Source organism: Christensenella massiliensis, from assembly GCF_040409835.1.
GTDB classification, from domain to species: Bacteria; Bacillota; Clostridia; order Christensenellales; family Christensenellaceae; genus Christensenella; species Christensenella massiliensis.
The window spans coordinates 2,231,820-2,247,300 of sequence record NZ_CP117826.1 but is presented as its reverse complement, the minus strand read 5'-3'; the positions used below and the strand labels follow the sequence as shown (position 1 = coordinate 2,247,300).

The window sequence follows — 15,481 nt, the reverse complement described above, 5'->3', positions numbered from 1 at the left end:
GCCCCATGGGTCATCGCTGCGGGAGCGCAAAACGGCCCCGCAGCTCCTTTTTCACCAGCATTCTTTAATATTGTCCGTATTCGATGATAGTATCGATCATCGCCTTATAGTTTTCCACTTTTACGTCGTTCATGATACTGTGGTTTGAACTGCAGATATACCGCCCGCCCGGCTTGAGACGTTCCAGATGCTCGCGCACTTCCGCGCGAACCTCGTCCGGCGTTCCGATCGCAAGCGGGCCTGCAACGTCGATATTGCCGCTGATCGTGATCTTATCGCCGTATTTTTCCTTGATATCATAAATATTCATGGAATACGGCTCGATCGGGTTGATTGCGTCTACGCCAAGCTCCATAATGATATCGTCAAAGATATCCGTGATATTCCCGCAACTGTGGAACATGACCGGCACGCCCGCCTGTTTCGCCATGCTGACCATCTTCTTATAGCGCGGCAGCCACATCTCCTTGAATTTAGCCGGATTCATGAACGTGCCCGAACCAAACGCGATATCGTCTCCGAGGAACAGGAATGTCAGATTGCTGTCGAGCGCGACCTCGATCACTTTCATATAGTAATCCATACATTTATCCATCATGACCTCGATGAACTCCGTATCCGTATAGGCCATCGCAAAGAAGTCCTCAAAGCCGATCAGGAACTGATAGCAGGTTTGGAAGATCGCCCCTGTGAGAATGAACGTACCGACTCCGGTGCCTTCTATCGCCTTATTATAGATATCGAAATACTCCTTGCGCGGCGCGAAATCGAGCTCCCAGTTTGGCTCCACGACCTTTTCCAGATCCTCGAAGCTTTTGATGCGGCCATCGTTTACGATGTGCAGCTCCCCTTTTTCGTCTTTATATTTGAACGGTACCCACAGCGCCTCAAAGCCCATGACGTCCTGTCCGTTGAAATTCAGAATCTCCAGATAGTCCTTCGGATCCATCGGCGGAGCCACGAACGTCCTGTCGGACGCGCCGCGCGCCGCTGCGAGCGTCGAGCCTACGTCGCGGCCCAAGATCGCTTTGGTCACATCCTCTTCGATCGCCACCTCAAAATGCGGCACCCGGTCCGGTATTTCTCCGCGCAGAGCCGCCAGCGTGCGTTCCTTATCCGGTTTCCTTAATTGTTCCAAGCTTGCCATGTGAATCTCCCCTTTCCTTTTCTCCCCAAACTTGCATCGTTACCACTTTTATTTTTTGATAAGGCGCGCGCTGCAATTCGCCCGCGCGCGCCCATTTTTTCCGGTTCAGTATTGCCCGTATTTTTTGCACATTTCAATGAAAAACTCCACCCGTTCCGGCGATACGTCCGGCTGCATGATGTGCGCGGGAGCGATCATATAGCCGCCGCCCTTACCAAGCACTTCACACTTTTCCCTAATATCCGCTTCCACCTCTGCGTCGGTGCCCTGCGGGAGCAGATATTGCTGGTCGATGGCCCCCCAGAACGCGAACACATCGCCGAACTCGTCTTTGATCTCCTGCGGAGAATGCCCTGGTACGCCGGGCTGCACCGGATTGAAAATATCGAAGCCGATCTCCTTGATGTCCGGAAGCAGCGGCTTTACGGCGCCGTCCGAATGCAATGCCATAACGATATCCGGATTTTCCGCTTTCATCGCACGTATCAGATCCGCATAATGATCTTTCAGCATACTGCGGAACATATCCGGCGAGAACAGCAGGCTCTGCTGAGATCCGAAATCGTCGCCCACCCAAATGCAGTCTACGCCGCGGCGCACGAGCTCTATGCCTACCTGCGTTTGGAAATCCGCACATTTTTTAAACAGGTATTCCACATATTCTTCCTGCATGGCCATATCAAGCAGCAGCTTTTCAAGGCCCACAAGCTGCTGTGCCAAAGAAAGTATCGTGACTTCTATATCGCCGATAATAAAATAATCGTCTTTATATTTTTTGATGTAATATTCAGCGTCCGTATAGCGCGACGGCTCGTGCGGGTCCGGCCACTCGTAGGCGTCGATATCCTCTTTCGTATGTGCATTGGCAAGCGGATAGTCGAGTATCTCCACATAGATCGGCCCCTGCTTCATGCGCATGCCATATTCGTTATACCAGCTTCCGTCCTCAAGCTTCTCCGGCTTGAAATCCGCCCGCTCCGCCGCGCCGACGATGACCGCGTCGCTTCCAAGCGCAAGACGCACCTCATTCCCGCTGATCCGGTAGGTGACGTCCTCGAATAAATTATTGGTATATTTGGATTCGATGCCCAGTTTTTCCGCAAAATGATCCTGAAGCTGCCTGCAAAGGTCGAACTGTACCGGGATGCGGTCAGGCATTCCCTCTTTTATTTTCAAGGCTCTCAAAACGCGTTCTCTGCTATTCATTCAAATTCCTCCTATACACTTTTTTTGCTTTTTTATCTTTTCTGATTCGTTTTGCAATATTGCCGCAGGCGGCGCAGGCAATTACGGCGCCGCCTGCTGTCCAGTCTACCTGAAACGGCCAAATTCTGCTGTTTATTTGTGCTTTTTCTGTTTCCAAAATGGATTCGATGTTGTCTTTTGCTTCTGTATTTTATATAATGGTAACATACCGCGATAAAATTGTAATCATCTTTTCGTGCCATATTATATACTTTTCTTGCTGTTTTGAGGAACTGCTATGATCGTACGCGAGCCAAACCGGGAATATAATCTCGATATCACCGATGAATCCTGCGGCGTGATTGCCAATGCTTCGGCGCTTGCACGCAGCCTGCCCTTTTTTGTTTACTGTGCGGGGCAGATCGGTGCAAAAAAGGAATGCTATACTAAAACATGGTATCTCGACGGCGTATTGCTGCTTGTCACGACGCGCGGGCAGGGAAGCTTCTCGTTTCAGGGGAAGACCTGCGTCCTCAATGCGGGCGACGCTGTTTTTATCGACTGTACACAATATCACGAATATCATACGCTTGGAGATTTCTGGGAAAATTATTATATCCGTTTTGACGGGAGTGCGGCGCGCACATACCTCGATTATATCAACAAGGGCGGCTGGCGCACGGTCCCGTGCAGCAATATCGAGACGACGCGAAAATGGATCGGCGAGATCATCAATCTATGCATCACGCCGGGAGACCATGCCCCTCTCGAGATCTCTCTTGCTCTTTCCCGCATTTTGACCGACCTTGCCATCAATGCGGACAAGGGAGCGGCCGGTCCTGACCTTTCCGTTCCGGTCATGCATGCAAAGGAATTTATAGACCGGCATTATACGAACCAGATCACGCTGGATGAGATTGCCCGTGCATCGCTTTTGAGTCCTTATCACCTGTCCCGCATTTTCAAAATGCAGACGGGCCTTGCTCCGCACGCATATCTGCTTCGTCAGCGCATCGACAAGGCGAAGCGTCTGCTTCTCACGACACAGATGAGCATTCAGGATATTTCCGAGCAGGTAGGGTTTTCCAACGTGAATATTTTTATCCGCTCATTTAAAAACGCCATGGGAATGACTCCCACGGCGTTCCGCTCCAAAAATTTCTATTGATTCTTTTCAATCAGCGCGGAGTTCTCCCTCAAGCTGCTGATTCAGATCGAAAATCTTTTCGCACATGACGGGCTCCGCCGCAAACCACGGGCAGACCGTGACATCCCATTTCTTGCAGATATCCGTTGCGCGCAGGCGTGCGTCGCATTCCTCATGCGTCGTATCGTCCGGGCATTCCAAATAGATGATGCTCTGGTCCTTATAGTAAAACAGCGCCTCGTTCGTATAGCCCGCATCGCGTATCGCTTCCAGCATTTCCCTCCACGGATTGTTGTGGATACCGATATATTCATCTCTGCATTCCGGCTTGATCTCGATCACACATAAATATTTTCTCATTGCCGATCTCTCCTTTTATAAATTCCGGCCGCTTTGCCCGCACCGTTATTTGACATAGTTTACAAGCTCTCCGATCCCTTCAATGACCACTTTGATCTCGTCTCCGCTCTTCATCGGGCCGATCCCGCCCGGCGTGCCCGTCGTTATGATGTCGCCCGGATACAGTGTCATAAAGCCGCTGATATATTCCACCAGCTCCGCCGTGCTGAAAATGAAGTCTGCCGTCGTATCGTCCTGCACGACTTTTCCGTTCAGGACGGCCTGCAAATGCAGATTATCACCGTCGACCTCCGTTTCGACCCACGGACCGAACGGCGAGAACGTATCGAACCCCTTGCAGCGCGCCCATTGCTTGGTCATATCCTGAAGGTCGCGCGCCGTTACATCGTTCATACAGGTATAGCCGAGGATATAATCCCGCGCTTCCTCTTTTTTCACTTTGCAGCAGCGCCTGCCGATCACAATGGCAAGCTCCGCCTCATAATCGAGCTGTTTGCATACGTCCGGCTTTACGATCTGCTCGAACGGATTGATGACGGAGCTCACGAATTTAGAGAAAATCAGCGGCTCCGGCACAAGAGGCATTCCAATCTCCTCCGCATGCTTCCTGTAATTCAGCCCCACCGCAACAATGCTTTTGGGGACCGTAGGCGCAAGAAGCTTCACCTCGCCGAGCCCCGCATGCTCTCCGGTCGTCCGGAGCCCGTCATAAGGCTCCCCCGCAAGAAAGGAAATCTCATCCCCCTCGAGTATCCCATAAAAAATATTTCCTTCTTTTTCAAATCTGCACAGTTTCATATCGTCCTCCCGGCTATTTCAAATCCATTTTACCTTACTGCACAGTAAAAACGCAGCAATGATTCCGTCAGGAATTTTAAATCCTCCACGCTCGTCCGGCGTGCCTGCTCATAGGGAACCGCGGCCTTATTTGTCGAAAAGATCGCGGTGATGCCCTCCTCGTAGAGTTCTTCATATCCGGCGCCTACATCGCCGACAAGCGCAACAACCGGCACATTCTGCTTTTTCGCGCGCCAAGCGACGCCCACCGGCACCTTGCCCTGCTTGCTTTGGCCGTCTATCTTTCCTTCTCCCGTAATGATGAGGTCCGCCCCTTGTATTTTTTTATCGAAATCCGCCGTATCGAGGATCAGGTCGATCCCGGGCAGCATCTTGGCATGAAGAAATGCTTCCAGCGAGAGACCGATGCCCCCTGCCGCGCCCATACCGCTTTTGTCCTTCCGGTCGACGCCCGTATGCCGGGTAAGCACGCCGTTATAGTGCAGCAGGCCCGCATCAAGAGCCTCCACCATTTCGGGCGTCGCCCCCTTTTGCGGCCCGAACACATGCGCCGCCCCGTTTTTTCCCGCGAGAGGATTTTTGACATCGCAGGCGATCGTCAGCGTGACGCCGCGCAAAGCTTGGCAAAGCCCGGATTCGTCGATAGACTCGATTTGTGCGAGTCCTTTTCCATCCGGCGTGACCGCTTTTCCGTCCGCATCGAGAAAACGCACGCCGAGCGCCGACAAAGCGCCGATCCCGCCGTCATTGGTCGCACTGCCGCCGATGCCCAGTATGATTTTCGTGCATCCGCTTTCCACCGCATCTGCAATCAGCTCTCCCGTGCCGAACGTCGTTGCGTCCATAGGAGATTTTGGCCCGTCTACAAGCGGAAGCCCGCTTGCCGCAGCCATCTCGATCACCGCCGTCTTCCCATCCGGCAGTATGCCGTATTCCGCCTCCACCGGTGTTCCCATCGGTCCTGTTACAGTCTTTTTACGGCGCGTTCCGCCGATACCGGAAAGATACGCGTCTACCGTTCCCTCGCCTCCGTCGGCGATCGGCACCTTTACGACCTGCGCTTCCGGCAAAAACGCCGCGATCCTTTCCCCGATGTAATTGCAAATTTCAATAGAAGTCATTGTGCCCTTAAAAGAGTCGGGCGCTATAATGATTTTTTTCAACACTGTGTTTTCCTCACCCAAAATACATGCCGCCGTTTACGTCTACGATCGCTCCCGTCATAAACGAAGCCTCATCCGAACACAGGAATACGGCCACCCCTGCGATCTCTTTTGTTTTTCCAAACCGCCCCAACGGAATTTTAGAAACCAGCTCGTCAATTTTTTCCTGCGGAAGCGTGTCGAGAATCCCCGTATCCGTAGAACCCGGGGCGATCGCATTGACATTGATGCCATACTTTGCCAGCCGCGCGGCAAAACCGCGCGTCAGGCCGATGATGCCCGCCTTTGTTGCCGAGTAGCCAAGCCCGTTGGCAATACCGCCGTTCCGCCCTGCAAGCGAGGATAGGTTGAGCACCTTTCCATAGCGCTTTTCTTTCATATAGGGAAGCACTGCCTGTGTTGCAAAAAATACGCTCTTCAAGTTGATGGCCACGATGTTATCCCATTCCTCTTCCGTAATGTCTTCAATGGGCGTAGTATGCAGAATGCCCGCATTATTGATCAGGATATCTACCGTTCCAAACGTATCTGCAGCCGTTTCTACCATAGCGCGCACGTCCCCGACCGATTTGACGTTGACCTGTACCGCTTTTGCGGAACAGCCTTTTTCTTTCAGCGCCTTTTCCACTTCCTGTGCGCCTGCCAGGTTCATGTCTGCGATCACTACGTTCGCGCCGTGCTGCGCGAGCAATTCACAGCAGCCGCGGCCTATTCCTTTCGCGCCGCCCGTCACGATCGCCGTCCGTCCCGAAAAATTCATAAAATCATCCCCTTGATTCTCGTGATAGTTTTTCCAATCGGATCTATTTCTGACTTTATATTAAGTTTAACGTTAAACTTAATGCTTGTCAACGTATTTTTCCTTCCTCCTCTCCAAATATCGGGTGTCCGGGTCATATTTTACAAACATTCGGACCAAATTGACGGCAAATAAATTTTAATCACATCCGATAAAAAGGCTGTTCCGAAAATTTTTCGGAACAGCCTTCCCTCCGCTTTTTCAGTCATCGTAGCCAAGACGGTATTCCATCGATTCCTCAGCATAATCGAGCTCATCTTCCAGATGCTCTATCTGGCGTTCTACCTCTTTGTAGTCCGTCCGGCTCAACGCGCCCTGCCTGAAATCCCATTCCGCCTGATCCTCCGCCGCGTCCATATCGCGTTCCAGCTGATTCATTTCCTGCTTGATCGTTCCGATATCCTGAAGCGTCGCAGTTCCCATTTTCGCCGTCAGTTCCGATACCCGTGTTTCAAAACCGCTGATTCCATACTCTCCAACCGTTTTTGACCCAGATTCCGCAGTTTGAGCGGGTGCCGCCGAGGCTGTCGGAGCAGGCTCAGCAGCCGGGCTCTGACTGCTTTGCGCCGCTTCCGTATTCCCCTGCTTCAGGCTGTCGAGCTCCCCGGCAATTTCATTCAGCTGACTTTGAACAGCCGCCAGCTCGGGCGAGGATGAAGCGCACCCCACCGCAATGCTTCCTGCCAATACGATACTGCAAATCAATACAAATACTTTCTTCATGTTTTTTCTCCTTATCTTAACCTTATAATTGCGCGGATGATTTTTGTTCCGCTCCCGATACTGCCATTTTATAGTCCAAAAATGAAACGCAGATGAAAGCCTCATAATTTTTTTGATTTTCGCATTTTCATTTTTATTTCATCTTATTATAATAGAGTAAACATTATCAAAACCGATAAAAACGGGGAAAGGAGCGGCATAGATGCGGATTCTTATTGTAGAGGATGAGCCGGACCTGAACGGCCTTTTAAAGAAGCTTTTGGAGGATGAGCATTACGCGGCAGACACTTGTTTTGACGGCGAGGAAGCGCTCGATTACGTCGAGGCGGCTGAATATGACGGGATCATTCTCGATATTATGCTGCCCTCCTTATCGGGGCTCGAGGTTCTGCGCAGGATACGCGCCGCCGGCAAGACAGTCCCGGTGCTCCTGCTGACCGCAAAGGGAAGCGTTGAAGACCGGGTACGCGGGCTTGACGCAGGCGCGGACGATTATTTGGTCAAGCCTTTCGCAGCCGAAGAGCTTCTTGCGCGCATGCGTGTACTGATGCGCGGAAAAAAGGGCGGGCAGACAACGCTCTCTCTTGCCGATCTTTCCCTTGATCCAGCCGCGCACCGCGTATTCCGTGCGGGCCGGGAGCTTTTCCTCTCTGGGCGCGAATTTGCTATCTTGGAATATTTGCTGCGCAATCAGGGAACGGTCCTCTCCCGTTCCCGAATCGAAGAACATATCTGGAGCTATGAATATGAGGGGAGCTCGAACGTGGTGGACGTATATATCCGTAAGCTCCGCAAGGCCGTCGATGCGCACGGCAGGCCGCTTATCCATACGGTCCGCGGCGTAGGATATGTCATGAGGGAAACGCCATGAGAAATTTTACCGTGCGCCAAAAGGTAGGCTTTTGGTATACGGCTATGCTCATACTCATGGCGGCCGCCGTATTCTTCATCCTGCAATTTGCAAATACCCGGCAGACAGAAGCCTATACACAGGAGGCACTTGAAAAAGCCGCAGCAGACGCACAAAGCGAAATCGATTACGACGACGGTGAAATCGAGATCGACCGTGATATCGAAAAGATCGATTCTGCGACTCTTATGGTGTACGATGCGGACGGACGCGCGCTTCTCTATGGTCCTATCCCTGATTTTGACCTTTCCCTGCAGGAGGGCCCCGTACGTCAGGTCACGGGAGATTCCGGGCGTGTATGGAGCGTTTATGACGTTTCTCTCCACCTTTCGGGTGGACCATCCGTATGGGTGCGCGCCTGTCTTACGCTCGATCCCGTTACGGCGATCGAGCAGCATGCCCTCCCGCTGTTCTGGTGGATGATCCTTCCCATTGTGCTTCTCGCCGCGCTGGGTGGGTTTTATATTACCTCGCGCGCATTCCGTCCTATGCTCCAAATCAGCCACACAGCCCGCAGCATTGCAGACGGCAGCGACCTCTCGCGCCGCATTGGCCTCTCCTCCCGCAAGGATGAATTCGGCGAGCTTTCCTCCACCTTTGACGATATGTTCGCGCGCCTGCAGGATTCTTTCGAGCGGGAAAAACAGTTTACCTCTGACGTTTCCCACGAGCTGCGAACACCGCTCAGCGTGATCCTCACCCAATGCGGCTACGCGCTTACCCACGAAAAGGAAAGCAGGAACGCCCTGCTCGCCATACAGCAACAGGCGCAGCGCATGTCCGGCTTAGTAAATCAGCTTCTCTTTCTGTCCCGCGCAGACCGCGGAACGCAGGCTTTGCATACCGAACCGGTCGATCTTTCTGAGCTTATGGAGGCAACCGCACAGGAAATGTCTGCAAAAGCCGAAAGCGCGGGGATCCGCGTTCTGACAGATATCGAACCCAGCATTTTTGTGACGGCGGACGAGCTTCTTTTGATGCGCATGCTCATCAATCTCGCTGAAAATGCGATCCGCTTCGGCCGGAGCGGCGGCTTTGTAAAATTTACGCTGCACACAGAAGATGGGCAGGTGCACGGTACGGTGGAGGATGATGGTATCGGCATCGCTCCTGCCGATCTGCCTCATATCTGGGAGCGTTTTTATCAGGCCGACCAGTCACGGCACAAGCGCCATTCTGACGGAAGCAGCGGGCTTGGACTCCCCATGGTGAAGTGGATCGTCGCGGCGCATCATGGAACCATCCATGCAGAAAGCATGCCCGGCAGAGGAAGCGTCTTTTCGTTCATCCTTCCTCTCCGCAGCGCCTAAAGACGGACATCAAAAATGCCGGAACAGCCGTTCCGGCATTTTGGGCATTTCTTTTTCAGCAAATAAATCCCCCGTCCACCGGGAGCAGTATCCCGGTGACATAATCTGATGCGCGTGAACAAAGGAACAGAAGCGCCCCCCTCAGGTCCTCCATCTCTCCAAAACGTCCGAGAGGCGTATGCGAGAGCAGCTGCCCGCCCGTTTCCGGATCGTTCATGGCAGCCGCCGTCATATCGGTCAGAATATATCCGGGGGCAAGACCGTTCACATTGATGTGATATTTGCCCCATTCCTTTGCCAACGCCCGCGTCATTTGCAGAAGCGCCGCCTTGCTTGCGCTGTACGCGGAGCTGCGCTCCCCCGCTATTACAGAACGTACAGAGCAAATATTGACGATCTTGCCGCTTCCCTGTGCTATCATTTCGCGTCCTGCAAGCTGGCATACGCGGAACGCAGATACCACATTTACCTGTATGATCTCCTCCCATTCGTCTGCGGGAAAATGCTCCGCATCGTCCCGTTTATGCAGGCCCGCCGCATTGACGAGGATATCGAGCCCGCCAAGCAGACGGACTGCTTCTCTGAAAGCGCGGCGTGTATCCCCGGCATCGAGCAGGTCGCACGGAACGGGCAGCAGCCCCTCTTCCCTCACTCTTGTCGTATGGAAGAACACCGCGACCTTTGCGCCCGCATCCCGCAGCATCCGTGCGAGCGCAAGGCCAATGCCCCGGCTCCCGCCCGTTACGAGCGCGCGTTTGCCCGCTATATCAAACAACTCCATTATGAAAGCTCCTTTACAAAATAGGCCATATCCGTAACAAGCATACCCTTTTCATAAACGGGCTCCGGATATTGGGAAAAGAAGCCTTTCACGGTATGTGTATACCGGAAGCCGAGCGTCCGGTAAAAATCCATACAGCCGCATGGAACGTCCGCCGTACCGACATGCATCCTGCAGCACGTTTTACGGTATAGGCCGCACAGATATTTCACCATTTTTCTTCCGTATCCCCGTTTGCGTACTGTTTCCGCGACCGCAAGGTTTTTCAGCTCGCATTCCTGTTCCCCGAGCATGACGACCACCGCCGCCGCCAAGAGACGCCCATCCTCTTCGAGTATAAAGAGCGCTCCGTCCGCGAGATATTGATCGATCATCTCTTCAGCCGGATCGGCTTCGAGCAAAAGCTCCATATACTCTTTTTTGTTTCTTCGTATTTTCCTGAACCGTTCCATCGTTACTCCGGCAATGCAAACAGATCGTTTAGGGCCTGCAGGCCCGCTTTGGTACGGAAAATACTTTTCCGCGCTTTCAGCACAGCCTCTTTTCCGCTTTTTTCCTCATATAGATTGACCAGAAAGTCTGCCTCTACCAAAATTTGATAATCGTCATCCTCTATGCCCTGATAGGTATGGTGCCGTCCGACCAAGAAGCATATCCTCCGAACCGCTTCCTCCGGGAATCCCAGCGCTTCAAGCAGCCTGCGCGCGACCGGAGGCCCCTCCAGCTCCTGAAACTTTCCTCCGGACGACTGATATTTTTCGAGGCTCGGACGTATCCCGCAATCATGCACGATCGCCGCCGCTTCCAATATCTCCTGCTTTTCCCGTGAAAGCCCTTCCTGCTCTCCGATAAGCTTTGCATAGGAATATACCTTTAAAAAATGATTGATCCTTCCGGCCGCACCACGTTCATATTTCATCATTTCCGCTATGAGCGGGCCCATCTTAAACTCCATTTTCCCTCCTTAAAACCGCAGTCTGCGCACACGTTCATTTTTATACCGGCCATTCGCAAACATCAGCATGACCAGAAACGTAAAGACCGCATAGCCCGCAGCGGCGATCCCCGGCCATGCGATCTGCGCAAGCCCCAGCATGACGCTTACCACAGGTATCTGTCCAAACAGCGCGACCGCCGCCATATAGCCGATATAGCCGCTCCAGCTCATCTTCCGCGTGACAACGATATACGTCGCAAGAAAGATAAAGCCGGCGCATACGATCGGGATGCCGAAATTGACCGACCAAAGCCCGCGCCCTGCATTCCAGTCGAATACGCACAGCATTACCATAACAAGAAGCGCCTGCAGAGACAGCTTCAGGCTGCCCTGCGCAGATGATTTTACCGTATGGAGCACAAGTACCCATAAATAAGCAAAGACTGCCGCGATATCAAGGCACCAATAGCCTCCTGTGCTGCCCCGCGTGGCCAGATTCACCCATGCGCAGGCGCCCACCACGCTAAGCGTCACAGCTGCCTGCCAAAATGGCAGTCTTTTGTTTTTCGCTTTCGGGGAATCCGCACTGCCGTCAGGATACATTTTTTCGGACCGCTGCGCCCGCACCTTCCTGCCGCACAGCGGACAAGCAGAGCTGCCCCGCACCGTAACGCCGCAATATTCACACTTTCCCATTCAAAATCCCCCAATCGTTTGTATAGACCGATATCTCTTCCCCTGTTTCCCGTGCAAGAAAGCGAAAGAAAAAGCGTATCGGTCCTGTTTCCTGAACCGTCCGGATAAATGACACCGTCATTTTCCCGCCTGCAGAACACAGGCAGCAGTTAATAGGACTGCGTTCCGTCGGATAGACGACCGATTCTGCGTGGTCTATATAAGGCAGCATGCCTTTCGGGAGATCGAACGCGCCTACGTTCGATATCGTCATTGTTTTCACATCCTCGCTGAAAAACGCAAAGACGAACCGCAGGCCCGCGTCTCTCATAAACTGCGGGACCGCGCGGACCACCGGATGCTCCATCGCTCCGCAGCTCTCCCTAAGCGCTTCCCGCAGCTTTTCCGGCCGTGTTTTTCCCCTCAATTCGCGTCTTACCGCATCGAGCGCCGCACGAAGCGAGCCCGCCTGTTCTGCGGATACCGTTATATTGACGATACTGAAAAAATTCCGGACCGTACAGGACGGAAAGACAGCGCGCAGATTGACGGGAATAGAAAGCACGATCGGCTCATCGTCCAGACCGTTTACGCATTCCCGGTAGATCGCAAATGCCATCAGCGCACACAAATATTCGGTGACCGTTGCTCCCTGCCTTTTAGCGGCCCGCTTCAGGCCGTCCAACCGAAAAACTCCATGTATCACGTTGCGGCCGCCGTCCGGAAGCGGTTCTCCCTTTATCTTGAATGCCGGCGGCAGCTTATGAACAGCCGTTTTCGTACCATCATAGTACCGAAGAAAGCTGTTCTCATATTCTTCTTCCTGCGGCGTTTCATCCGGCAGAAGAATTTTGCCCTCCGGATCGATCGTGCAGCCCAGTGTTCTAAAATAACAGTGGAGAAGTGTTTTTAAGAACATGACGCCGCCCGTTCCATCGGCAAGCGCATGAAATATCTCGACGGATATACGCCGCTTATACCATAGAATACGCAGCAAAAACTCCTCTTTTTCAGGCTCAAACAAAGCGCATGGCGTTTTTTCCTCCTGCACAACAGCGAAAGGCCTGCCGGTTTCCTCTAATTCATTTTTTCTGAGGCGCACCGCCATATAGGGGTAGCGGCGGAGCGTCTCTTCCGCCGCTTTCTGAAGCGCCTCCGGCCGCACCTCTTCCGTCAGTACGACCGAGAGCCGAAACACCGACGTATTCGTGGGCCGTGAGACGGACGGAAATAATTTTGCCGCGGTATCGAGCGGGTATCGTTTTCTTTCCCGTATCATTTTTCAAACCATTTCCCTCTTCCGCACAGGGCGTCGGCCCGCGGAGGCGTATTTTCCCCACCTATATATTCATTATATCAGATATTCCGCTCCGGATTTCTTAAGTAATTATGAAGCGCCGCCCAGCGCCATATAGAGAGAACCGGAAACTGTATCTACTTTGATTTTGGTGTGCCCGTCCGCATAAGTATCCTGTTTCATGGCAAAATCGTTATTCTCAGTTCCGGACACCGTATCAAAGCTGAGCGTGAAGCCGCTTTCCTCCGGGAGCGTGACCTGAACGCTGCCCGAGACCGAATCCACCGTTATTTTTTCCAGCGTCTGCGCATGCATACACCGTATAGCCGTTTCTCCGCTTGTCGTAGCCGTATCGATCTCGCGGGCTTCTTCCGTTTCGATCCAAATGCTTCCCGACGTGCTGTCTATGTTGACCTCGCTGAAGCTGCCCTGCGCTTCGATATCCCCGGACATCGTATCCGCCCTCAGCTTTTCGGACCGGGTGTTTTTTACACCCACACTTCCCGAAACGCTGTCTATGCGCAGCTCTCTATGTGTTCCTCCGCTGACCGAGATATCGCCGGATGTCGTTCCGTAAAGGGCGGACGCCGCATTCGTTTCCCCAATCTCCATAGGCCCCGATACCGTTTCGATATCGACCGTTCCCGCAAATGACCGCGGGATCATGACCCGCACGTCTATTCCATAGCTGCCCGTCCATCCGAATACGCGTCCTACGCGTCCGCTCTGCACCACAAGCTCTCCATTCTTTGTTCCGTAGTGCATGACATCCTCGTTTTTGATCGTGCGGCTGCTCGTTTCCTCCACGCGAATCACATCCCCGTCTGTCGGAACGATCGTGATGCTCTCGTCCACGAACCGCATGGAAATGCTTTCGATCTCCTCCGCTGCTTTTTCAAAATGCTCGCCTGTCTGCGCATCGTCGGGCAGCCGATCCACGAAATCATCTACCTTGAGGTTTTTGACCGTATCTGCAAAATTTCCCCATACTGCTCCGAAGGACGCTTTTCCGGCGAGCCCCCATATCAGGATGCCTGTCAGCACTGCTGCGACGACCGCCCATATAACGATTTTTCCTGTTTTACTCATTGCTTTCACCTCTTTTGGCTTATTCCTGTTTTATCGCGAGTTTTATAATCTGGTCTACAGCAGCTCCGATAATAAAAATAATCCATGTGATCCCCCATGCCCACGTTGTGAAGCTGATGACGAAATACAGCGCCACGATGACTGGCCACACGATTCCGGCATACGTTTTTTCTTTTTCCTTTTTCCGCTTATTTTCGGCCTGCCATTCCTTAAATTCCTCCACCATGGAATCGTCCAGCTTTTCGTAGTCAGGAGCCGCCTGCAGCGAGCTGCGGTAGACCAGCAGGCCCGTTGCAACCGCGATCAGTACGAACATGAAAACGAGCCCCATGATCTCCTGATGGATGCTCCCCAACGCGATGATGAACACCGGAGACAAAATATACAGCATCACCGCGACTGCCGTGAGCCGCGCACGCTGCTTCCGCTCCTCATCGGACGGTACGCGGGCCGTATGGGCTTCATTTGCGCTGCTGATCAGCTCGTTTACGTCTCCGACGCTTCCTTTCACGATGCGATACGCTTCTTCTTCCGATGCGCCTGCGGCAATAAGGTCGTTATATTTTTCCTTCAGATTCATAAAGATCTCTTCCCGCAGCTCCACCATCTTGCTGGTCTTCGGCGCATCCGCGAAAAGCTCCTCTACATATTTCCGCAATTTTTCTTCCATCTATAGTATCCTCCGTAAAGTATTTTATATCAGGCGGTCGATGAGTTTTTTGGTATATTCCCAATCCTCTCTGTTTTTCCGGTATATCTCCCGGCCGAGAGGCGTGATGCGGTAATAGCGTCTGCGCGCACCCGTGGTCTCATCTCCCCAATAGGACTCGATCAATTCTGCATTTTCCAGCCTGCGAAACGCGGAATAGAGAGTCGCTTCCTTTAATTCATACTCCCCGTGCGTCGTCTGCTGGATCGATTTATTGATCTCATAGCCATAGCTGTCCTTTTTTAAAAGCTGCGCAAGTATGATAGTCTCCGTATGCCCGCGGATCAGATCGGAGGTCAGCGACATAAGATATCTCCCCTTTTCAATTTATCTCATTTTCTTATTTACATTTTATATTTATATACATCGCCTGTCAATGTATATTTTTTAAAATGCATGATTGCATAGTATATGCTTATTCGGTACTATGATAAAGACAGGGAAGCTTGGA

Annotated in this window: 18 protein-coding genes; 3 read left to right on the top strand and 15 right to left on the bottom strand. The window is 52.5% G+C overall.

Going from position 1 to position 15,481, the window contains the following annotated elements:
- Window positions 1-64: 64 nt before the first annotated feature.
- Both PUP29_RS11030 and PUP29_RS11025 read right to left on the bottom strand, forming a co-directional pair.
- Window positions 65-1,147, bottom strand: coding sequence for a uroporphyrinogen decarboxylase family protein (locus PUP29_RS11030; protein WP_079545795.1), 1,083 nt, complete (start codon window positions 1,145-1,147; stop codon window positions 65-67).
- A 105-nt stretch (window positions 1,148-1,252) separates the two neighbouring features.
- Window positions 1,253-2,353 (bottom strand): uroporphyrinogen decarboxylase family protein, encoded by a 1,101-nt coding sequence (locus tag PUP29_RS11025; protein WP_079545797.1) that lies wholly within the window; start codon window positions 2,351-2,353, stop codon window positions 1,253-1,255.
- A 277-nt stretch (window positions 2,354-2,630) separates the two neighbouring features.
- Between PUP29_RS11025 and PUP29_RS11020 the strand changes: the two genes are divergently transcribed.
- Window positions 2,631-3,500: a helix-turn-helix transcriptional regulator gene (locus PUP29_RS11020; protein WP_079545799.1), complete on the top strand. Its 870-nt coding sequence runs from the start codon at window positions 2,631-2,633 to the stop codon at window positions 3,498-3,500.
- A gap of 6 nt (window positions 3,501-3,506) precedes the next feature.
- Here PUP29_RS11020 and PUP29_RS11015 read toward each other — a convergent pair whose 3' ends face one another.
- From PUP29_RS11015 to PUP29_RS10995, 5 genes are all read right to left on the bottom strand, one after another.
- Complete coding sequence (locus PUP29_RS11015; protein ID WP_353423331.1) at window positions 3,507-3,839, bottom strand: L-rhamnose mutarotase; 333 nt, start codon at window positions 3,837-3,839, stop codon at window positions 3,507-3,509.
- 45 nt (window positions 3,840-3,884) lie between these two features.
- On the bottom strand, window positions 3,885-4,637 hold the full coding sequence (locus PUP29_RS11010; RefSeq protein WP_079545803.1) for a fumarylacetoacetate hydrolase family protein: 753 nt from the start codon (window positions 4,635-4,637) through the stop codon (window positions 3,885-3,887).
- A 29-nt stretch (window positions 4,638-4,666) separates the two neighbouring features.
- The gene (locus PUP29_RS11005) at window positions 4,667-5,800 is read right to left on the bottom strand and encodes a glycerate kinase (RefSeq protein WP_079547777.1); all 1,134 of its coding nucleotides are present in this window, start codon (window positions 5,798-5,800) and stop codon (window positions 4,667-4,669) included.
- A 13-nt stretch (window positions 5,801-5,813) separates the two neighbouring features.
- Window positions 5,814-6,560, bottom strand: a complete 747-nt coding sequence (locus PUP29_RS11000) for an SDR family NAD(P)-dependent oxidoreductase (protein ID WP_079545805.1) — start codon at window positions 6,558-6,560, stop codon at window positions 5,814-5,816.
- 240 nt (window positions 6,561-6,800) lie between these two features.
- Entirely contained in the window at window positions 6,801-7,322 is a 522-nt protein-coding gene (locus PUP29_RS10995) for a hypothetical protein (protein WP_079545807.1), read from the bottom strand.
- Window positions 7,323-7,524: 202 nt separating this feature from the next.
- Between PUP29_RS10995 and PUP29_RS10990 the strand changes: the two genes are divergently transcribed.
- On the top strand, window positions 7,525-8,193 hold the full coding sequence (locus tag PUP29_RS10990; protein ID WP_079545808.1) for a response regulator transcription factor: 669 nt from the start codon (window positions 7,525-7,527) through the stop codon (window positions 8,191-8,193).
- Window positions 8,190-9,542, top strand: coding sequence for a sensor histidine kinase (locus tag PUP29_RS10985; RefSeq protein WP_079545810.1), 1,353 nt, complete (start codon window positions 8,190-8,192; stop codon window positions 9,540-9,542). The genes PUP29_RS10990 and PUP29_RS10985 overlap by 4 nt, the downstream gene beginning before the upstream one ends.
- A gap of 55 nt (window positions 9,543-9,597) precedes the next feature.
- Here PUP29_RS10985 and PUP29_RS10980 read toward each other — a convergent pair whose 3' ends face one another.
- The 8 genes from PUP29_RS10980 to PUP29_RS10945 all read right to left on the bottom strand — a co-directional run bounded on the left by PUP29_RS10980 (window position 9,598) and on the right by PUP29_RS10945 (window position 15,336).
- The gene (locus tag PUP29_RS10980; protein WP_079545811.1) at window positions 9,598-10,323 is read right to left on the bottom strand and encodes an SDR family oxidoreductase; all 726 of its coding nucleotides are present in this window, start codon (window positions 10,321-10,323) and stop codon (window positions 9,598-9,600) included.
- Window positions 10,323-10,775, bottom strand: coding sequence for a GNAT family N-acetyltransferase (locus PUP29_RS10975; RefSeq protein ID WP_079545813.1), 453 nt, complete (start codon window positions 10,773-10,775; stop codon window positions 10,323-10,325). The genes PUP29_RS10980 and PUP29_RS10975 overlap by 1 nt, the downstream gene beginning before the upstream one ends.
- Before the next feature lie 2 nt (window positions 10,776-10,777).
- Window positions 10,778-11,278 carry an HD domain-containing protein gene (locus PUP29_RS10970; RefSeq protein ID WP_079545815.1) on the bottom strand — a complete coding sequence of 167 codons (501 nt, stop codon included), beginning with the start codon at window positions 11,276-11,278 and terminating at the stop codon, window positions 10,778-10,780.
- Between the two features lie 9 nt (window positions 11,279-11,287).
- Window positions 11,288-11,956, bottom strand: a complete 669-nt coding sequence (locus tag PUP29_RS10965) for a DUF6320 domain-containing protein (protein WP_079545816.1) — start codon at window positions 11,954-11,956, stop codon at window positions 11,288-11,290.
- Entirely contained in the window at window positions 11,943-13,214 is a 1,272-nt protein-coding gene (locus PUP29_RS10960) for an alcohol acetyltransferase (RefSeq protein ID WP_353423326.1), read from the bottom strand. The genes PUP29_RS10965 and PUP29_RS10960 overlap by 14 nt, the downstream gene beginning before the upstream one ends.
- Before the next feature lie 108 nt (window positions 13,215-13,322).
- Entirely contained in the window at window positions 13,323-14,321 is a 999-nt protein-coding gene (locus PUP29_RS10955; protein ID WP_079545820.1) for a DUF4097 family beta strand repeat-containing protein, read from the bottom strand.
- 19 nt (window positions 14,322-14,340) lie between these two features.
- Window positions 14,341-14,991 (bottom strand): permease prefix domain 1-containing protein, encoded by a 651-nt coding sequence (locus PUP29_RS10950; RefSeq protein WP_079545821.1) that lies wholly within the window; start codon window positions 14,989-14,991, stop codon window positions 14,341-14,343.
- A 24-nt stretch (window positions 14,992-15,015) separates the two neighbouring features.
- Entirely contained in the window at window positions 15,016-15,336 is a 321-nt protein-coding gene (locus PUP29_RS10945) for a PadR family transcriptional regulator (RefSeq protein ID WP_079545823.1), read from the bottom strand.
- Window positions 15,337-15,481 lie beyond the last annotated feature (145 nt).